The sequence below is a fragment of the Erythrobacter alti genome, assembly GCF_037996805.1.
Classification (GTDB): Bacteria; Pseudomonadota; Alphaproteobacteria; order Sphingomonadales; family Sphingomonadaceae; genus Alteraurantiacibacter; species Alteraurantiacibacter alti.
In genome coordinates, this window is sequence record NZ_JBBNAX010000001.1 from 308120 (window position 1) to 327499 (window position 19380).

Genomic DNA, 19380 nt, shown 5'->3' on the forward strand with positions numbered 1-19380 from the left:
CAACTGGCGATCCCTCAGCGGCGCGCCATTCCGCTGACGATCGAGCCAAGGATGCCGCCTAGCGGACCTCCGCCGGTAGCGCCGGAGCTGCCGCCCTGACCTGCCTGCCGCGTCATGTATCCGACCACCGCCATGGCGAGGATCGGCAGCATCCGCTTGAGCAGGCTTTCGTCCAGCCCGGTCACCGCGGCGACCTCGCCCGCGACCGAGCGGCTGACATCCTTGGTGCCGAATATGTTGCCGAGGATGTCATTGCCCTGTTCCACCGGCGTCGGCTTGGTACCAAGCACCGCATCCAGCAGGCCGCCGCCAGCCCCGCCGCCAAGCACAGCGCCGGCAAGACTGCCGAGGCCGCCCAGCGGGTCTGACCCGCCGCCCGCGGTGGAGCTGCGCCCCATCCCGGCGACAATCGCGGGCAATAGCGCCCCTGCACCCGTGCGCGCCGTCTGCTCATCGATGTTGAGCTCGCGCGCCATGCTTTCAATGACGCCTGTTTGCTGGAGAACCTGCGCTAGGCTCATCCTACTTCTTCCCGAACAGGCCGCTCGCCATTCCGGCGATATCGTTCAGCGGATTTCCGTCACCATCCTTGTCGAGAATGCCCATCAGGCTGCCCGGATCATCCTTGATGGCGCTTGCAAACTGCGTGAGCGAACCCTCTCCGCCGATCTGTTCGACAATCTGCGACAGGACGCCGCTGTCGAGCCCGGTCTTGGCGGACGCGAGTTCTACCGTGTCGCCCTGCATCTGGTGGGTCTGCCCCAGCGTCGCAATTGCCTTTTCCGCCATGGCCGGATCGATCCCGACCTTTTCCGCCAGATTGGCAACGTCGTCCGGTGCCCCACCGATGTTGCGCAGAATTCCGTCAAGCAAGCTCATGGTCGTTTCTCCTTCGTGATCCGGCTGCGATCCTAGGGCGAAAGCGTGACATGTTAAAGGCCCCGCTCCGGCGTCACACCGGGCGGGGCCCTCCTCTCCAACTGTAAAAACTTGTCTCTCAGGCGGGCTGAGGGTTCGTCTGCGGCGCGGCCTGGCGCACGCCCTCATCGACATGCTCGGCAAACGGGCGGAAGTTGTCGACGAACAATTGCACCAGCTTTTCGGCAGTCCGGTCATACTCGTTGGCATCGGCCCAGGTGCTGCGCGGATCGAGGATCGACTGGTCGATGCCCGCCTCTGCCAGCGCCGGAACGCTGACCGGAACATCGAAGCCGAAATTCGGGTCCTTGCGGTATTCGACATCGTCCATCTTTCCGTCGAGCGCGGCATTGAGCAGCGCGCGCGTTGCCTTGATCGGCATACGGTTGCCGACGCCATACTTGCCGCCGGTCCAGCCGGTGTTGAGCAGCCAGCATTGCACGCCGCCCGAAGCGATGCGTTCTTTCAGCAAATTGCCGTAGACGCTGGGGTGGCGCGGCATGAACGGCGCACCGAAGCAGGTGCTGAAGGTCGCTTCCGGCTCGGTCACGCCGATCTCGGTGCCTGCAACCTTGGCCGTGTAGCCCGACAGGAAGTGATACATCGCCTGGTCGGGCGTGAGCCGCGCAATCGGAGGCAGCACGCCGAATGCATCGGCGGTCAGCATCACGACATTGCTCGGTACCGGGCCGAGGTTCTTTTCCGACGTATTGGGGATATATTCGATCGGATAGGCACCGCGCGAGTTTTCGGCGAGCGAGTTGTCGTCAAAATCGAGTTCACGCGTGGCCGGATCCATCACGACATTTTCCAGCACCGTGCCGAACATCCGTGTGGTCGCGTAAATTTCAGGCTCAGCTTCTTCGGACAGGCGGATCATCTTGGCGTAGCAGCCGCCTTCGAAGTTGAAGACGGACTCGTCCGACCAGCCGTGCTCGTCATCGCCGATCAGCGTGCGGCTAGCATCGGCGGAAAGCGTGGTCTTGCCGGTGCCCGAAAGGCCGAAGAACACGGCCGTCTTGCCGTCCGGACCGGTGTTGGCGCTGCAATGCATCGGCATCACGCCCTTGGTCGGCAGCAAGTAATTGAGAATGCCGAAAACGCTCTTCTTCATCTCGCCGGCATATTTCGTGCCGCCGATCAGGATCAGCTTTTCCGAAAGGTTCACCGCCACCACGGTTTCGCTGCGCGTGCCGTGGCGCTCGGGATCGGCGCGGAAGCTGGGCAGGTCGATAATGGTGTATTCCGGGTCGAAGCCTTCCAGCTCGCTAACCGACGGGCGGCACAGCAGGGTGCGAATGAAAAGATTGTGCCACGCCAGCTCGTTGACCACGCGCACCCGCACCCGGTGTTCGGGCTGCGATCCGCCGAACAGGTCGGCGACATAGAGCGTTTCCTTGTCGCCCAGCGCAGCGAGGAAATCCTCTTTCAATGCCGCGAAATGTTCGGGCGTCATGGAGGCGTTGTTGTCCCACCATACCGTGTCTTCGGTCTCGGCATCGCGGACGATGAACTTGTCCTTCGCACTGCGTCCGGTGTGCTTGCCTGTTTGCACGACCAGCGGACCGCCTTGCGCTAGCTTGCCCTCGCCATTCGCGACAGCGGCTTCGACAAGCTCGGGCCGATTCAGATTGGCGTGGATAGTGGCAGATGTGGCGATGCCCTGAGCAGAAAGCGGGACACTAAGCGAAGCGGACAAGACAAGGCTCCTTTTGAAGCGTTTCAGCGAAAACCGGTATTCTCCACGCATTCGTATGCGTTTGAGTCACGATGCGCATAGGGATGAGGGATTGCGTCGTCAATTTGAGTCACGGACCAATTTTCACGCACTGCCCGATGTTATCGTTCACATCGCGCCAAGGAAGTTTTCGTACTGACCGATGCGCAAGAAAGTTGTGTATCTGCGCTTGAAAAGTTAGTCCGGTGGTCAGCAAGGGAGAGTATGGCGCAAGCAGACGATCAGCAGACCGGCGATGTGCACGAATCTGTCGATAGACAGGTCGGTGCCGAAGCGCATCCGATGTCCGAAAGCCAGCGCGTGATTGCGCTGGTTGACGACGATCGCAACATTCTTACCACGTTGTCGATTGCGCTTCAGGCCGAAGGTTATGTTACCCGAGTCTATTCGGATGGCGAGGCGGCTATCGCGTCACTCCAGGCCAACCCGCCCGACCTTGCCGTGTTCGACATCAAGATGCCGCGCATGGACGGGATGGAACTGCTGCAACGCTTGCGCCAGCATTCCGACCTGCCGGTGATCTTCCTGACCAGCAAAGACCAGGAAGAGGACGAGGAAGCCGGTCTGGCGATGGGGGCTGACGATTATATCGCCAAACCGTTCAGCCAGCGCCTGCTGCTCGCCCGCATACGCGCTATCCTGCGCCGCGCAGCCCCGCTCGAGGATGGTCATGAGCCGGTGGCGGGCTCGGTAGAGACGGCCAATGGACTTATCGTTCGCGGACGCCTGTCGATGGACCCGGCCCGCCACCAGGTTACGTGGGATGGACGCAATGTCAGCCTGACCGTTACCGAATTCCTGATCCTTGAAGCACTCGCCCAGCGCCCCGGCGTGATAAAGAGCCGCAACCAGTTGATGGACGCCGCCTACCCGGATGACATCTTCGTGGATGATCGCACCGTCGATTCTCACATCAAGCGGCTGCGGCGCAAGTTCCGCAGCGTTGACCCGACGTTCGGCGCAATCGAGACTTTGTACGGCGCGGGATACAGCTTCTCCGATGGCTGAAGATGCCGAGGCTGCCGGCCGGTTCGAACGGCTGGCCTTTCCCATCGGGACCTCGCTCACCAGGCGGATCCTCGTCGTCAACCTGATTCCCTTGCTGGTGTTGGCAGGGAGCCTGTTCTTTCTCGATTCCTACCGCCGCCAACTGCTGGATGAGCGATTCAAGCTGGCACGCATCGAAGCACAGATCACGGCAGAGGCACTGGCCGGTGCCCAGCGCGAACGTCAGGAAGCCTTGCTCAGCCAGATCGGCCGAGAACAGAGAATGCGTTTGCGTCTGTATGACGCCAACGGGGCATTGATAGCCGACAGCTTCGAACTGGATGAGCCCAGTTTCCAGTTCGATGATCCGGTAGCGGAGCCATTTCTGGAAGATCTTGCCCGGTGGACCGACGAGGCGGTCGACCTCGTCGTGGGTGCGCGTGAAGCGCCGCCCTATGTCGAGCCCGAGGATACGTCCGCCGACAACTGGCCTGAACTGGCGCGTGTCCGCCAGCAGGGGCTCAGCCAGATAGAGCTGCGCCGCGCACCCGATGGGACACCGGTTATCAACGCCGCCGCCCCCATGGGCAATAACGGCGCGAGCCTGCTAACCACACGCAATGCAGTCGACATCACGCAGGCTGTACGCACCGCTCGCAGCAGCCTGATGACGATCATCCTGCTCGCCCTGCTCGTCTCCACCGTGCTCTCGCTCTACCTCGCCTCGACCATTATCGATCCGCTGCGGCGCCTGGTCCGTTCGACTCAGCGTGTGCGGCTCGGGCGGGAGCGCGATATCGAAGTGCCCCGAATGCAGGAACGCGGCGATGAAATCGGCCTGCTGGCCCGTGCGGTGTCCGACATGACCGCCACCCTTCGCCACCGCATCGACGCGGTCGAAAGCTTTGCCGCTGACGTCGCCCATGAAATCAAGAACCCGCTTGCCAGCCTGCGCAGCGCAACCGAGTCCCTGCCCAAGGTCACCGACCCTGAATTGCGCGCACAGCTGGTCGATATTGCCGCGCATGACGTGCAGCGGATCGACCGCCTGGTGACGGAGATTTCCGAGGCCAGCCGCATTGATGCAGAATTGAGCCGGGCGACGTTCGAACCTGTCGATCTGTGCGAGCTGTTCGCCAATGTGGTTGTGCGCAAATTGGAGCGTGGCGAGACGCGGGGTTGCTCGATAGAGGTCCAACGCGATGTCACCCCAGCGCGTGTTCTGGGCGCGCCGATCAGGTTGGAACGGGTAGCGGAAAACCTGCTCGACAATGCCTTGTCCTTCTCTCCCGAAGGCGGGCGCATCTCTGTCACCTTCAGTCAGGCCAATGGACGCGTACAGGCGCGGGTATGCGACCAGGGCCCGGGCATCCCGGAAGACGCGCGCGAAAAAGTGTTCCGTCGCTTCCATTCGCATCGCCCTGACGAGGAAAGCTTTGGCAAACACAGCGGGCTTGGCCTTGCCATAGGCCGCACGATCGCAGAGGCGCATGATGGTTCGCTGCGGGTCGAAGACGCTCCGCCCGAATTTGGCGGAGCGTGCCTGCTGCTAGAACTTCCTGCGGCGAGGGAATTGAATTCATGAGGAATTGCGGATGAGCGAAGTGTTGGCAAATGTCAGCTGCGTTGCCATGCGCGGTCGCGCGGTCCTCATCACCGGCGCGCCCGGCAGCGGGAAATCGTCGCTCGCGCTCGCCTTGCTCGATCGCGGCGGCGAGCTGGTCGGTGATGATGGCGTGTCGCTTGAATGGGATGGAGAGCGGGTCGTCGCCTCCCCGCCGCCCAATACCGAAGGGCTGATCGAAATCCGCAATGTTGGCCTGCTCGAAGTGCCGGTCACCAGCGCGAAAGTCGCGATCATCATCAATCTGACACACGATGCCGAGCGCTTGCCGCTCGGTCACGGGCAGGCCTTGCTGCTGGGGCGCGAGATACCGCAGGTCGATCTTTATCCGGACACGTTCGTCCTCGCGCTGCGAGCGGAAGCGGCCCTGGAAATCCACGGCCTGCCCTGATGTCACCTCTTCACATTTCATAATTGAAGGCGCACATCAGCGACATGGGAGAGAATTCTCAAGGACAACGGCAACGCATCCTGCTGGTCACCGGAATGCTGGGCGCTGGCAAGACGACCGCGCTTCGCGAGTTGGAAGACCTTGGCTGGGAATCGATCGACAATTTCCCGATCCGCCTGTTGGACAGGCTCGTCGGGAAAGGGAGCGAGCCCTTCTCGCTGGCGATCGGCTTCGATTGCAGGACGCGCGGCTTCATCCCGTCGGACGTGATTGACCAGGTAAAACACTGGGTGGAAGAAGAAAATATTCCGATCACCACGCTGTTTCTCGACTGCGCCGGGAACGAGCTTGAACGACGGTTCAATGAAACACGCCGTCGCCATTATCTGGCGCAGGATTTGCCGGTTGCATCGGGCATAGCGGCGGAGCGCGAACTGCTCGCTCCCTTGCGCCGCTGGGCTGACGTGCTGATCGATACGACCGACTTTTCCACCAATGACCTCAAGCAAACGATCCGAGAGCAGTTTTCGCAGACCGCACCGCAACAGATGACCGTCACCGTCTCCAGCTTCGGCTTTTCACGCGGCAAACCGCCCACGGCCGATCTGGTGTTCGACATGCGCTTCCTCGACAATCCTCACTGGCAGGAAGATTTGCGCGAGCAGACCGGGCTTGATGCACCGGTCGGTGAGTTTATCGAACGAAGCGCGGTGTTTGCATCGACTTTCGAGAAAATCCGTTCACTGCTGCTGGAACTGCTTCCACGCTATGCCGAGCAGGGAAAGGCTTACGTCAACATCGCCTTCGGTTGTACCGGCGGGAGACACCGCAGTGTCTACACCGCCGAGAAGATGGCGCAGGTCTTGCGCGACGGTGGCTTTTCGCCCACGGTCCTGCACCGCAATCTGGGATCGCGCGCAGCGGAACTTGTCGAAGGCACTCAACACCCGTGAATGAAAATCACATCACCCTCGAAAATCAATCGCACCGCAAGAGCATGATTGCCCGATGATCGGAATCATTCTGGTTACGCACGGCCGCCTGGCCGAGGAATTTGTCGCCGCGATGGAGCACGTCGTTGGCACGCAGGACGATGTCGCGACCATCTGCATCGGCCCGCATGATGACATGGAAAAGCGTCGCGCCGATATCGCCAAGGCAATAACTAAGGTCGATAGCGGTGCGGGCGTGATCCTGCTGACAGACCTGTTTGGCGGGACACCTTCGAACCTGGCAATCTCGCTGTTGAAAGCCGGCAAGACCGAAGTAATCGCGGGGATCAACCTGCCGATGCTGATCAGGCTGGCTGGCGCTCGCAAGGAAATGACGCTCGACAAGGCGGCCCAGGCCGCGCGCGAGGCCGGTCGCACCTATATCACCATCGCATCCGAGTTTCTTGGCCAGCACGCGTAGGGGAGGACGCAGGTTTGAACGGACACAGTAAGGACGTCCTGATCGTCAACAAGCGCGGACTTCACGCGCGGGCCAGCGCCAAATTCGTCGCCGCTGCCGCTGGAATGGATGGTAGCACCGTAAAGGTTGCCAAGGACGGCAATTGCGCGCTTGGCGGATCGATCCTCGGTCTGATGATGCTGGGTGCAGCCAAGGGCGATACCGTCACCCTGTCTGTCGAAGGCGAAGCGGCAGAGGAACGATTGGCGGAACTGGTCGAGTTGGTCGAAACCGGTTTCGGCGAAGATTAGGACGCGGCCAGTCATGCGCCGCACCATCACCGGCTTTTCCAATCCCACCGTCAAATATTTGCGCTCCTTGCGGGACAAGAAGCATCGGCGGCGCGAGGGCAAGTTCCTTGTCGAAGGCCTGCGCCTGCTGACCGATGCGCTCGAAAGCGGGCGCGTGCCGGAAATGCTGGTCATGGCCGAGAAGCGCGATCCGCACCCCTTGGTCGATGCACTGGAAAACGCTGTTGAGGCGTCAGGCGGCGAAGTGATCGAGACGTCTCCCGACATTCTTTCCAAGATTACGGGGAAGGATAATTCGCAAGGCGTCGTGGGCGTGTTCGCGGAGTTCGATACATCGCTCTCCGCGCTCGACCGCAGTTCCGCGCCGATCTGGCTTGTGGCACAGGCGTTACGCGACCCCGGCAATCTGGGCACCATGCTGCGCACCGGCGATGCGCTCGGGGCAGGCGGTCTGATCCTGATCGACGACTGCGCCGATCCCTTCAGCGTCGAGGCAGTCCGCGCAAGCATGGGCGCGGTCTTCACCCAAGCCCTCGCCCGCGCACCGTGGGATGAATTCATTACCTGGTTGCGCGGCGGCAAAGGCCAACTGGTCGCCGCGAGCCTGCGCGACGCCGTGCCCTATCGCGGCGCTCCCTATGCAGCGCCGTGCTTCGTGCTCGTCGGCAATGAATCGCGAGGGTTACCGGAGGAATACGAGGCAGCTTGCGACTTGCGCGTGACCATGCCGATGCGCGGTCAGGCGGATAGCCTCAACGCCGCGATCGCCGCTGCTGTTCTGGGATATGAGGTTCTCGCCAGCTTCGAGGGCTAGTCGCCAGCGATGAAATTGGTGATCCGCCAGCGGTTGTTGCGCCGCGTCACGATCAGGCGATAATCGATGATCGAGCGGAGCTTCTCCACTTCGACATAACCCTCGACCGGCGTGTCATCATTGGGATTTATCCAGATCACTTCTGCGAAGCGATCGCCCTCCCGGCGACCCTCCTGCGCCTCGACGATGTTCCACGAAATCTGCCCGAGAACCTCGGAATCTTCCGAAGCTGATCGGTACAGGGGAACATCCTCACCCATGACTATCGCGCCCATGTAGGGGTCGGCTTTAATGTCCTGCGTGAAATACCACGGCATGGTCATGCGCGCGCCATCCGATGCGCATCCCAATATCAGAACTTCATCGAGCGCATTCCACAGGTAGCCACTTTCCTCGGCCAGCCTTTCGCGGAGCAGTTCGGTCCCGGCCCCGCCGCCGAAATCGAGCATGATATCGTCTGCGGACAGCGCCACCAGCGCATCCGCATTGCGCGCGGCAGCAGCGTTGCGCAAGTCGAGCAGGAATTCCGCGGCACCGGGCTGGTCGAGGCATTCGTTGCGCGGCGCATAGGGGCCCTTGGCCTGCCGGGGCAGGTTTTCGCCTTGCACTTCTCCCATCATGTCTTCCGCCGCACGCTCCAGCTTCTTGACCGGCGGATCGGAACGGTCACACGCAGCCAGGCTGGTGACCAGGATTGCGGCTAGCAAGGCGTGGCGAGCGATCATTCGGCAGCGGTCTCTTCCTGCTGGTTTTCGCCGGGGAGAAGAAGCGATTGCTCGTCATCCGTCAAGTCCGCGCCGGTATAACGAGGCGCGCCCTCGACAAGTGGAATTTCGTCGATTTCCTTCTTGCCGATCTCGATTCCCTTTTCCTGCATCCGGCGCGCGGAGGAGAGGACATTGCGCTCGAAGCTGCCGACGAACTTGTTGTAATTGGTGACCGCCGTTTCCAACCCGCCGCCCATGCGCTTGAGATGCGCCGCAGCCGTTTCCAGCCGCGAGTAGAGCTCGGCCCCCATGCGCCCGATCTCTTGCGCTTCGGCCGCCAGCGCATCCTGCCGCCATACCTGCGCCACGGTGCGCGCGATGGCGACCAGGTTGGTCGGTGTGGCCAGCAGCACTCTGTTGTCGAAAGCGTAGTCCCAAAGCTCCGGATCGGCTTCGAGTGCGGCTGCCACGAAATGTTCGCCGGGCACGAACATAACCACGTAATCGGGCGCTTCCTCGAACTGGCTCTGGTAACTTTTTGCGCCAAGTGTCTGGACGTGGTTGCGCATCGACTTGGCGTGCATGGCCATGTGACGTTTGCGCTCGTCATCGTCATCGGCCTCGAACGCGGCCTGATAGGCGTTGAGCGACACCTTGGAATCGATCACCAGCTTCTTCTGGCCGGGCACGTTGACGATGGCATCAGGCCGCATCCTGCCGCCATCTGTTTCCAGCGATTGTTCGAGATGGAAATCGGTATGCTCGGCCAATCCGCATTGTTCGAGCAGGTTCTGCAAAGCCCGCTCGCCCCAGCGTCCGCGCGCCTTGGGTGCGTTGGTGAGCGAATTGCCGAGCCGCTGCGCTTCGCGCCGGACTTCTTCCTGCCCCAGCCGCATCGTCTCGATCTGCTGGTGCAGCTTGGCAAAGGCGTCGGTGCGCTGGCGTTCGAGCGAGCCGACCTGTTCTTCGTATTTCAGCAGCCGGTCGTTCACCGGTTTGAGCAGATTGGCGACCGCTTCCTTGTTGGCCTTTTCCGAATTGCCGAAGCGTTCGGCGGCATCGGCGATGAATTTTTCCTGCGCTTTCGACAGCACTTCGCTGCCCGCCGCGCGAAACTGCGTCATCAATTCCTCGCGCGCTTCCTTCAGCAAGGTGAGCTGCTTTTCGTGGTTTGCTGCATCGGCCTTCAGCGTCGCCAGTTCGGCGCGCAGCCCTTCCCGCTCGGTCCGAACCTCGTCGAGCTGCGTGAAAAGTGCATCGGCTTTCTCCGCGCGAACGCTCGCACCTTCGAGATCGACGATGGCCTTGCGGAATTTCTCGTCCAGCTCGCGCGCCTCGCCGTCGCGGGTGGACAGGCGCTCCTTCAAATCGGCCACCGGACGCGATCCGAAGAAGAAGCCGGCGAAGACGCCCACCGCGAGCGCGACGATTACGAGTATGATTGCTATAGAATCCATGATCGGAACATAGTCGGAACGCACAGCTTCGCAAACACCATTTCGGAACCAATCCCCCGCGCCGTGCGCTGCAATGGCAAAGGAGATAAAGTCATGTCGATCAAGGAAATGATCCAGGAACATCCGCAAGTCGGGTCCGATTACAACGAGCAATTGGGCGAGGCGGTCAAGCACGCCATGTATTGCGCGGCAATCTGCAATTCCTGCGTTGATGCGTGCAATGCAGAGCAGGGCGATATGTCCGAATGCATCCGCAAATGTTCGGATTGCGCAGACATCTGCCAAGCCGTGAGCACCGTTGCCGCGCGGCGCACGCATGGCAATACGGTGGTGATCAAGTCGCTGCTCGAAGCCTGCATCATCGCGTGCAAGGTCTGCGCCGAGGAATGCGCCAAGCATGACAATGCGCATTGCCGCCGCTGCGAAAAGATGTGCCGCGAATGCATGGAAGACTGCGTGAAGGCACTTGAAGGCATGGTGGAAACAGCCACCGCGTAATCTACCGAAATCCTTGCCCGGTCACCTACGCCCCGCGGCGTGATCGGGCGGATTGACGCGATCTTAACCATACCGGCCGTAGTGCAACCCTGACACTGTTCAGGGGACTTACGCGTGCAAATCACCGAGAATGACGTAGCCGGACTGGCTGATATCTGGGACAAGGAAGCCGCAGGCGTCGCGCCCGTTGCAGAAAAGGCCGAAAGCGAAAACGCGGTTGCGACCCGTCTGGTGCTATCCGCTGCGCTGATGCTGTTCGTCGAACTGGCGTTGATCCGCTGGCTCGGCTCCAACGTCGTCCACCTGTCCTATTTCTCCAATTTCGTGTTGCTCGGCAGTTTCCTCGGAATCGGTGCCGGCTTCCTGATCAGCCGCAAGAGCTGGTCGATCTGGCCTTGGTCGCTGCCCCTGCTGACATTGCTGACCATCGGCGTGATCCGTTACCCGATGAGCATCCAGCGCGAAGGCGGCGATATCATCTACTTCACCGCGCTCGAACTTGGCGGCCCGCCTGCATGGCTCGCGCTGCCGCTGATCTTCTGCCTTGTCGCGGTGATCCTTGCCGGTCCTGCCGAGCTGGTCGGTCGCTGCTTTGCCAAGCTTCCTGCGCTCAAAGCCTACCGCTGGGATCTCGTCGGCTCGCTGGCGGGCATCGTGGCATTCTCTGCCCTCAGCTTCCTTCATGCACCCAGCATCATCTGGGGAATGCTTGCTGGCGTTCTTTACGTTGGCCTGTCCGATAAGGCGCGGCGCATGGCGATGATCGCATGGACGCTGCCGCTGCTCGTCATCCTGTTTAACGAAAGCGTGGATGAGGACATCAGCTGGTCGCCCTACTACAAGATTCAGACGCTCGAGAGCGATCCGCCGATCGACGGCGTTTTGAAAATACGCGCGAATGGCGTGCCGCACCAGGTCATGGCTCCCAACAGCCTGCGCCGTGACATGGGCTATTCGATCTATTTCACCCCTTACGAACGCCGTGCTGCGCCAGAACTGGGCGATGTGCTGATCATCGGTGCCGGTTCTGGCTCGGACGTGGCCGTCGCCTTGCAAAACGGTGCGCGCAGCGTCGATGCGGTCGATATCGACCCGCGCATCATGGAAATCGGTGTCGAGCACAATATCGACCGGCCCTACCAGGACCCGCGCGTTACCCGCCATATCAATGATGGCCGCGCATTCCTTGAAGGCACCGACAAGACCTACGACTTCATCCTGTTCGCCCTGCCCGACAGCCTGACACTGGTGAACGGCGCTTCGCAAATCCGTCTCGAAAGCTTTCTCTTCACCGAAGAGGCGCTGGCATCGGTGCGTTCGCGGCTGAACGAAGGCGGCAATTTCGCGATGTACAACTACTACCGCGAGGACTGGCTGATCGACCGTCTGGCAAACACCGCCGCGACCGCTTTCGGCCACACGCCCTGTGTCGACACGTTCGACGGCGCGCAGGCGGTGATAACCGTGGGCCTGACTCCTGCTGACCAAGCGTGCAATGGCACGTGGCAGCCGGTCAGCAGCGAAGCCGACATGGCTCCTGCAAACGACAATTCGCCCTTCATCTACTTCAAGGGCGACAACTTTCCGCCGCTCTACATCGTGACCTTGGGCCTCATCCTTGCCGCATCGCTGCTTACAGTGCGGACTTTGGGTGGCCCATTGCGCGAAATGCGCCCCTATGCCGACCTGTTCTTCATGGGTGCAGCGTTCATGCTGCTGGAAACGAAGAATATCGCGACCTTTGCGCTGCTGTTCGGCACCACTTGGTTCGTGAATGCGCTGGTGTTCGGCGGCGTGCTGATCGTGGTGCTGTGCGCGGTGGAATATACCCGCAAGTTCAAGACCCCGCCGATTGGCTGGTGCTATGCCGCCATGCTGGCATCGCTGCTGGGCGCTTTCTTCATCCCCGAGGAATGGCTGCTGGCAATGAGCTTCGGCCCGCGCCTTGTGGCGGCAACGCTGCTCGCCTTCGTGCCGATCTTCATCGCCAACGTGGCCTTCGCCAAACGTTTCCGCGAAAGCGGCGACACCCGCTCGGCCTTCGCGGTGAACCTGCTCGGCACGATCCTTGGCGGCTGCCTCGAATATGCGGCGCTGTTTACCGGATACAACAATCTGCTGATCGTGGTGGGCGCGCTCTACCTGCTGGCTTTCGTGCTGATCCCCAAGGTTCGCCCGCAAGTGGCGGGTGCCGGTTAGGCCGAACCACCAACTCACAAACGGAAAGGGCCGCCCCGATGGAGCGGCCCTTTTCTTGTTTCTATGGCACGCGAAAACTACGCGGCTTGGCGTGCCTTTGCGAGCTTCTTGAGAGCCATCGAGCGCTTCAGGCGGCTGAGGTGGTCGATGAACAGGATGCCGTTGAGGTGGTCCATCTCATGCTGGATGCACACGGCCAGCATACCGGTCATTTCCTCTTCGTGGGTCTTGCCCTCGAGGTCCTGCCAGCGGACGCGGCAGCGTGCCGGGCGTTCGACATCGGCGAAGATATCAGGAACCGACAGGCAGCCTTCCTGATAGGTACCGGTGTCATCGCTCGGATCGAGAATTTCGGGATTCACGAATACGCGCGGATCGTTGATGATCGGCTTGTGCGTGTGCTTCGTGCCGTCATGCTCGCACTCTTCGGGCTCAGCATCAGGGTCTTCTTCCTGAAGGTCGATAACCAGCAGGCGGATCGGCTCGCCCACCTGAATGGCGGCCAGCCCGATGCCATGCGCGGCGTACATCGTCTCGAACATGTCATCGACGAGCGTTTTCAGCCCATCGTCGAACTTCTCGACGGGAGACGAGACAATTTTCAGCCGGGGGTCCGGCGCTTCCAGGATTTCACGTATAGCCATGGGGGTAATTTAGTGCGGATTGGCGCGTGATTCAATCATGAGAGTGGCCGACGGGCCCGCAAGGCTTGCGCCAGCGTGCCTTCGTCGAGGTAATCGAGCTCTCCGCCGACCGGCAGGCCGTGCGCAAGTTGGGTTATGCGGACCGGAAATTGGTCCAGCCTTTCCGCGATATAATGCGCGGTCGTCTGCCCCTCCAGCGTGGCATTCATGGCGAGCACGACTTCGTCCACACCGCCCTGCTCCACGCGGCCCAGCAGGTGATCGATCGCCAGGTCTTCGGGTCGCACACCGTCGAGCGCGGAGAGCTTGCCGCCGAGCACGTGATAGCGTCCGGTGAACAGCCGCGCACGGTCCAGCGCCCAAAGATCTGCCACGTCCTCGACCACGCAAATGCTTTTCTGGTCGCGCTTGGAATCGGCGCAAATGCTGCACGGATTGCGCGTATCGACATTGCCGCAGGTGTGACATTCGACGAGCTTGTCCCGCACCGCGCCGAGCGCCTCGATCACCTGGTCAAGCGCGGTCTCACGGTGTTTCACCAGCCACAGAACCGCACGCCGCGCCGAACGCGGGCCAAGGCCCGGTAGCCGGGCCAAAGCGGAAGCCAGGTTTTCGATCTCTTGCGATGCCATGTTACGCCAGATAGGGCGGCGCGCGACGGATAGAAAGGTGCAGCTTGCGCATAGTCTTCATGGGAACGCCCGATTTTGCCGTGTCGGTGCTCAATGCGCTGGCCGAAGCCGGGCATGATATCGTCGCCGCCTACAGCCAGCCACCGCGCCGGGCAGGCCGCGGCAAGCAGGAGCGTGCGTCACCCGTCCACGCCCGTGCGCAGGAGTTGGGCATCGAGGTTTGCCATCCCACCAGCCTGAAAAGTGCAGAAGCGCAGGCGGAATTTGCCGCGCTGGATGCCGATGTCGCCGTGGTCGCGGCCTATGGCCTGTTGTTGCCGCAAGCGATCCTCGATGCGCCCAAGCGCGGCTGCCTCAATGTCCACGGCTCGCTGTTGCCGCGCTGGCGCGGGGCGGCACCGATCCACCGTGCTGTGCAGGCAGGCGATGAGGAAACCGGCATCACCATCATGCAGATGGAGGCGGGCCTCGACACCGGCCCCATGCTGCTCAAGCGCGCCACGCCGATCGGTCGCAAAACTACCGGCGCCCTGCATGACGAACTGGCCGAGATGGGCGCGCAATTGATGGTCGAGGCTCTCTCGCGGCTCGATACGCTAGTGCCCGAAAAGCAGGATGATGCGCTCGCCACCTATGCTCCCAAGATCGACAAGGCCGAAGCCAAGCTTGTTTTCGCCAAGCCCGCCGATGTGCTCGAGCGTGAAGTGCGCGGTTTTGCGCCCTTCCCCGGCAGCTGGTTTTCGCTCGATGGCGAGCGGGTCAAACTCCTCCTGGCCGAAGTGGACGATGGAGCGGGCGAACCCGGAAGTGTGCTCGATGATCGCCTGGCCATAGCGTGCGGCGAAGGTGTGTTACGCCCGCTTGTGCTGCAACGCGCAGGCAAGCCGGCCATGAGCGCCGCAGACTTCCTGCGCGGCAATCCGGTCGCCGCTGGCACGCGCCTCGCATGACCCGCTTTGCCCTCACCGTGGAGTTTGACGGGACGCCTTTCTTCGGCCTTCAGCGACAGGACAATGGACCGAGCGTGCAACAATCCATCGAGGACGCTGCACAGCGCGTGACCGGAGAGCGGGTGACGCTGCACAGCGCGGGACGCACCGATAGCGGCGTCCACGCGCTCGCCATGCGCAGCCATCTCGATATCGAAAAGAAGTTCGAACCTTTTCGCCTGATGGAAGCTCTCAACGCCCATTTGCGGCCAGAGCCTGTCGCGATTACCCATTGCGAAGTGAAGCCTGAAGACTGGCACGCACGCTTTTCCTGCACCGGTCGCAGCTACGAATACCGCATCCGCAACCGCCGCGCTCCACTGACGCTAGAGAAGGGCCGCGCATGGCACATTGCTCGCCCGCTCAATGCAGAAGCCATGCATGATGCCGCGCAGGCGCTGGTCGGGCGGCACGATTTCACGACCTTCCGCTCGGCCCATTGCCAGGCCGCCGAGCCGGTCAAGACGCTCGACAGGTTGGATGTGTCGCGAGAGGGGGACGCGGTCATCATCAGGGCCGGTGCCCGCAGTTTCCTGCATCACCAGGTCCGTTCGATGGTCGGTTGCCTCGCGCTGGTGGGGCAAGGACAATGGAGCGTTTCACAAGTCGGGGAAGCGCTGAAAGCGCGCGATCGCGCTGCTCTCGGCCTTAATGCCCCTCCTCATGGCCTTTATTTCGTTGCCGCGCGTTATGCGGATGACACACAGGAGAATTCACAATGACCACGACCGGACGGCAACTTGTATCGAACCTCACCGCAGACGGGAAAATGACCCTCGCGCTCGAAGAAAAGACCTTTCCCGCGCCAACCGGCAATCAGGTGCTGGTGAAGATGGAAGCAGCGCCCATCAATCCGTCCGACCTGTTCCTGATGACGGCGGGTGCCGATCTCGAGAACGCGGAATATTCGCCCGGCAAGATCGAGATGCAATTGCACCCGCAGGTCGCTGCCGGACAAGCTTCACGCCACGGCAAGCCGCAGACGGTCGGAAATGAAGGCGCAGGCACCGTCATTGCCGCAGGCGACGGCGAGATGGCGCAAGCGCTGATGGGTCAACGCGTAGCCTGCGTACCGGGCAATGCCTTCAGCGAATATGCGCTGGCCGATGCCATGATGTGCATTCCGCTCGGCGATCACACGGCGGAACAGGGCGCAAGCTCCTTCGTCAACCCGATGACCGCGCTGGGCTTTGTCGAGACTGCCAAGCGCGAAGGGCATGATGCGATCATCCACGCCGCAGCCGCCTCCAACCTCGGCCAGATGCTCAACCGCATTTGCCAGGAGGACGATGTCGCGCTGGTCAATATCGTGCGCAAGGATTCGCAGGCCGAACTGCTCCGCGGCCAGGGCGCAAGCCATGTGGTCAATTCCTCGGACGATGATTTCGAAAAACAACTGGCGGGCGCTATCGGTGAAACCAGGGCATTCCTTGGCTTCGATCCCATTGGCGGCGGTCAGACCACCGACACCTGCCTACGCGCAATGGAACGCGTCGCGGCCGCGGAAATGACCGAATACAGCCGCTATGGCTCCGACCAGCCGAAGAAAATGTACATCTACGGCCGGCTCGACCTTTCGCCGACGATACTGACGCCGAGCTATGGCTTTGGTTGGACGGTATCGGGCTGGCTGCTGATGCCGTTCCTTGCAAGCTGCGATATGCAGACCCTGATGGGCTTGCGCCAGCGCGTTGTCAGCGGGCTGACCAGCACTTTTGCCAGTTCCTACAAGACACGTGTCAATCTGGAAGAGATGCTGACCAAGGACGCGATCATGGATTATGCGCAGATGAAAACGGGCGAGAAATATCTCGTTACGCCGCACGACTAGGCAATCGGCGGCGCGTCAAGGCCCGGCTTCCATGCCCTCGCGCCGCAATTCCTCCTCCAGGCGCCTCGCGGCGGCTTCCTCGTCGAATTCGAACGAGAAGTCGCCGTCGCGCACACCCACCTCGACCGGAACGCCTTCGACATCGGTGACGATGATCGCCTGGCCATCACGGATGATGAGGCGGCGGCCGTCACCCAGCGGAATATCGTCAAGATCGGGCACGTCCAGTGGCTCGACCGGACCGCTCGGATCGGGCGAAGGTGTAGGTTTGGGCGGAGCAGCTTCTGCGCCGAGGGCACCGCGCATGAACTGGCTCCAGATGCGCGCGGGTAGCCCGCCACCCGAGATCCCGTTCAGCGGCGAATTGTCGTCATTGCCGATCCATACGCCGACCACCAAATCGCCCGCATAGCCCACGAACAGCGCGTCACGATTGTCCTGCGATGTGCCGGTCTTGCCGTAATTCGCGATGGAGAGCGTCGCGGCGCGGCCAGTGCCGTCGTTGATGGCAGAGCGCAGCAATTCCTCGATATCGGCATGGTCACGGTTGCCAAGGCTCCCGCGACCGTTCCACAGCCAGTCGAACCAACCCTCTTCAGCGATCGGGAAAGCGCGCGGCTCGACGGGAAAACCATTGGCCGCGACCCCGGCATAGGCGGCGGTGAGTTCGAGCAGGGTCATGGTCGATGTACCCAGCGCCAGCGACGGATCGCCATCGGGCAAGGGTGACGTCACGCCAAGTTCGCGCGCAGTCTCGATCACGGCTTCGCTGCCAACTTCGTTGAACAGCCGGACAGCAGCCACGTTGGATGACTGCGCGAAAGCCTGCCGCAAGGTGATCCTGTCCGAATAGCGGTCGTTATAATTGCTCGGGCGGTAGCTCCCCTGCGTGAACTCGGTGTTGGGAATGGTATCGTCCGGGCTCCAGCCCGCGCGCAGCGCCGCGAGGTAGACGAACAGTTTGAAGGTGGAGCCGGGCTGGCGACGTGCCTGTGTGGCGCGGTTGAAAGGGCTGGACGCGTAGTCGCGCCCGCCGATCATCGCGACGACCTCGCCATTGGTACGCATCGCCACCAGCGCCACCTGCGCTTCACCCAGCGGAGCGCGTTCGATGGTCTGTCGCGCGATATTCTGCAGGCGCGAGTCGAGCGTCGTGGTCAAGGTGTGGCGCGAGTAGGAAACCTCGCTCAACTCGCGCGCTTCGGGCAGTGCCCAATCGGCAAAATATGTCCCGGTCGGCACATCATAGCGTGTGCGCACATCGAGCGCCGGCACGCCCATCGCGTTCGCCTCATCCTGCGTGATGTAACCCGCAGCCACCAGCGCGCCCTTCACCAGTTCATAGCGGGCAGCGGCCAGGCCCGGATTGCGGGTTGGCGCAAGGCGGCTGGGAGCCTGCAACAGGCCCGCCAGCATCGCCGCTTGCTCGGGACGCAGGTTTTCGGGCTGGCGATAGAAATAATGCAGGCTGGCAGCGCGCAGGCCGTACATGTTGTCGCCGAAATAGGCGTTGGAAAGATAGCGCTCGAGGATTTCGTCCTTGGTCAGCCATGCCTCTAGCCAAAGCGCGATCAACGCCTCGCGAGCCTTGCGGGTCAGCGTTTGTTCGGGACTGAGGAAAGTGAATTTGGCAAGCTGCTGGGTGATCGTCGAACCGCCGCCGTGGCCCGTCCAGGCCGCCCGCGCGACCCCGCGCGGATCGACGCCCCAATGGCTGTAGAAGCGGCGATCCTCGATGGCGAGGAAGGGTTCGAGCACGTGTTCGGGTAGGTCTGCCACCAGCACCGGCTCGTCCACCATCGCGCCATTGCGGGCAATCGGTGTGCCGTCCGCCGCCAGCAGGGTTATCTGCGGCGGAGCAATGGGTTGGAGCGACTTGTTGAGCGGCGCTGTTATCGCAAGATAGGCAACCAGCACGATGAACAGCATGAGGATCGCGGCGATCCAGCGGCTGATCCACCATAACCAGGATCGGCCCTGCAGCTTCTTCGGCAGGAACCGGCGCCACCCCGTGCGATAGCGTTCGGCAGCGGCAAAATCGTCCCAAACGCCTTGCCCATGGGGATAGCGATCCGATGGATAGCCCCGCGCCGGATAATCTTCGTCATCGAGACCGTGAAGCGGCGTCCACGGTGCGTTCTCGAGCGCCAGATCACGCTCGGCCCAATGGTCCGTCGGGTTGTCCCGCTTGCGCCGGGAAAAGGGGTTACTCCACATGCTGCTCACCCAGCTGTATTAACAAAGTAAC

At 61.8% G+C, this 19380-nt stretch carries 20 protein-coding genes; 12 read left to right on the forward strand and 8 right to left on the reverse strand.

Annotated elements, in window-relative coordinates; genetic code table 11:
- Positions 1-14 precede the first annotated feature (14 nt).
- The 3 genes from AAC850_RS01435 to AAC850_RS01445 all read right to left on the reverse strand — a co-directional run bounded on the left by AAC850_RS01435 (position 15) and on the right by AAC850_RS01445 (position 2617).
- Positions 15-521, reverse strand: a complete 507-nt coding sequence (locus AAC850_RS01435; protein ID WP_340586730.1) for a DUF937 domain-containing protein — start codon at positions 519-521, stop codon at positions 15-17.
- Between the two features lies 1 nt (position 522).
- Positions 523-879 (reverse strand): hypothetical protein, encoded by a 357-nt coding sequence (locus AAC850_RS01440; protein ID WP_340586732.1) that lies wholly within the window; start codon positions 877-879, stop codon positions 523-525.
- A gap of 118 nt (positions 880-997) precedes the next feature.
- Positions 998-2617, reverse strand: coding sequence for a phosphoenolpyruvate carboxykinase (locus tag AAC850_RS01445; protein WP_340586734.1), 1620 nt, complete (start codon positions 2615-2617; stop codon positions 998-1000).
- Positions 2618-2938: 321 nt separating this feature from the next.
- Here AAC850_RS01445 and AAC850_RS01450 point away from each other — a divergent pair, with 321 nt between their 5' ends.
- The 7 genes from AAC850_RS01450 to AAC850_RS01480 are packed head-to-tail and all read left to right on the forward strand — an operon-like array spanning position 2939 to position 8175.
- Entirely contained in the window at positions 2939-3664 is a 726-nt protein-coding gene (locus tag AAC850_RS01450; protein WP_340587225.1) for a response regulator transcription factor, read from the forward strand.
- Positions 3657-5228 (forward strand): stimulus-sensing domain-containing protein, encoded by a 1572-nt coding sequence (locus AAC850_RS01455; RefSeq protein ID WP_340586736.1) that lies wholly within the window; start codon positions 3657-3659, stop codon positions 5226-5228. Before AAC850_RS01450 ends, AAC850_RS01455 begins: the two co-directional genes overlap by 8 nt.
- 10 nt (positions 5229-5238) lie before the next feature.
- Positions 5239-5658, forward strand: a complete 420-nt coding sequence (locus AAC850_RS01460; RefSeq protein WP_340586737.1) for an HPr kinase/phosphorylase — start codon at positions 5239-5241, stop codon at positions 5656-5658.
- A 44-nt stretch (positions 5659-5702) separates the two neighbouring features.
- Positions 5703-6611 carry an RNase adapter RapZ gene (rapZ, locus tag AAC850_RS01465; protein WP_340586738.1) on the forward strand — a complete coding sequence of 303 codons (909 nt, stop codon included), beginning with the start codon at positions 5703-5705 and terminating at the stop codon, positions 6609-6611.
- 55 nt (positions 6612-6666) lie between these two features.
- Positions 6667-7071 (forward strand): PTS sugar transporter subunit IIA, encoded by a 405-nt coding sequence (locus AAC850_RS01470; protein ID WP_340586739.1) that lies wholly within the window; start codon positions 6667-6669, stop codon positions 7069-7071.
- Between the two features lie 14 nt (positions 7072-7085).
- Positions 7086-7361, forward strand: a complete 276-nt coding sequence (locus AAC850_RS01475) for an HPr family phosphocarrier protein (RefSeq protein WP_340586740.1) — start codon at positions 7086-7088, stop codon at positions 7359-7361.
- 13 nt (positions 7362-7374) lie between these two features.
- Complete coding sequence (locus AAC850_RS01480; RefSeq protein ID WP_340586742.1) at positions 7375-8175, forward strand: TrmH family RNA methyltransferase; 801 nt, start codon at positions 7375-7377, stop codon at positions 8173-8175.
- Here the strand turns inward: AAC850_RS01480 and AAC850_RS01485 are convergent.
- A complete protein-coding gene (locus AAC850_RS01485; RefSeq protein WP_340586743.1) occupies positions 8172-8900 on the reverse strand; it encodes a hypothetical protein in 729 nt (242 codons plus the stop codon). The genes AAC850_RS01480 and AAC850_RS01485 overlap by 4 nt on opposite strands.
- Positions 8897-10339 carry a DNA recombination protein RmuC gene (locus AAC850_RS01490; RefSeq protein WP_340586744.1) on the reverse strand — a complete coding sequence of 481 codons (1443 nt, stop codon included), beginning with the start codon at positions 10337-10339 and terminating at the stop codon, positions 8897-8899. The genes AAC850_RS01485 and AAC850_RS01490 overlap by 4 nt, the downstream gene beginning before the upstream one ends.
- Positions 10340-10432: 93 nt before the next feature.
- On the opposite strand from AAC850_RS01490, the gene AAC850_RS01495 reads away from it, so the two are divergent.
- Both AAC850_RS01495 and AAC850_RS01500 read left to right on the forward strand, forming a co-directional pair.
- Positions 10433-10837: a four-helix bundle copper-binding protein gene (locus AAC850_RS01495; RefSeq protein WP_340586746.1), complete on the forward strand. Its 405-nt coding sequence runs from the start codon at positions 10433-10435 to the stop codon at positions 10835-10837.
- A 114-nt stretch (positions 10838-10951) separates the two neighbouring features.
- Positions 10952-13036, forward strand: coding sequence for a spermine/spermidine synthase domain-containing protein (locus tag AAC850_RS01500; RefSeq protein WP_340586748.1), 2085 nt, complete (start codon positions 10952-10954; stop codon positions 13034-13036).
- A 77-nt stretch (positions 13037-13113) separates the two neighbouring features.
- Here AAC850_RS01500 and AAC850_RS01505 read toward each other — a convergent pair whose 3' ends face one another.
- Together AAC850_RS01505 and recR are read right to left on the reverse strand one after the other, a co-directional pair.
- Positions 13114-13680 (reverse strand): peptide deformylase, encoded by a 567-nt coding sequence (locus AAC850_RS01505; protein WP_340586749.1) that lies wholly within the window; start codon positions 13678-13680, stop codon positions 13114-13116.
- Positions 13681-13715: 35 nt separating this feature from the next.
- Positions 13716-14312, reverse strand: coding sequence for a recombination mediator RecR (gene recR / locus AAC850_RS01510; protein WP_340586750.1), 597 nt, complete (start codon positions 14310-14312; stop codon positions 13716-13718).
- Positions 14313-14371: 59 nt separating this feature from the next.
- Between recR and fmt the strand changes: the two genes are divergently transcribed.
- Genes fmt through AAC850_RS01525 form a run of 3 tightly spaced genes read left to right on the forward strand, consistent with a single transcriptional unit; the run spans position 14372 to position 17132 of the window.
- Positions 14372-15262 carry a methionyl-tRNA formyltransferase gene (gene fmt / locus AAC850_RS01515; protein WP_340586752.1) on the forward strand — a complete coding sequence of 297 codons (891 nt, stop codon included), beginning with the start codon at positions 14372-14374 and terminating at the stop codon, positions 15260-15262.
- Positions 15259-16023, forward strand: a complete 765-nt coding sequence (gene truA / locus AAC850_RS01520; protein ID WP_340586753.1) for a tRNA pseudouridine(38-40) synthase TruA — start codon at positions 15259-15261, stop codon at positions 16021-16023. Before fmt ends, truA begins: the two co-directional genes overlap by 4 nt.
- Positions 16020-17132, forward strand: a complete 1113-nt coding sequence (locus tag AAC850_RS01525) for an alcohol dehydrogenase catalytic domain-containing protein (protein ID WP_340586755.1) — start codon at positions 16020-16022, stop codon at positions 17130-17132. Before truA ends, AAC850_RS01525 begins: the two co-directional genes overlap by 4 nt.
- Before the next feature lie 15 nt (positions 17133-17147).
- Here the strand turns inward: AAC850_RS01525 and AAC850_RS01530 are convergent, their stop codons facing one another.
- On the reverse strand, positions 17148-19349 hold the full coding sequence (locus AAC850_RS01530; protein ID WP_340586757.1) for a transglycosylase domain-containing protein: 2202 nt from the start codon (positions 19347-19349) through the stop codon (positions 17148-17150).
- Positions 19350-19380: the final 31 nt, after the last annotated feature.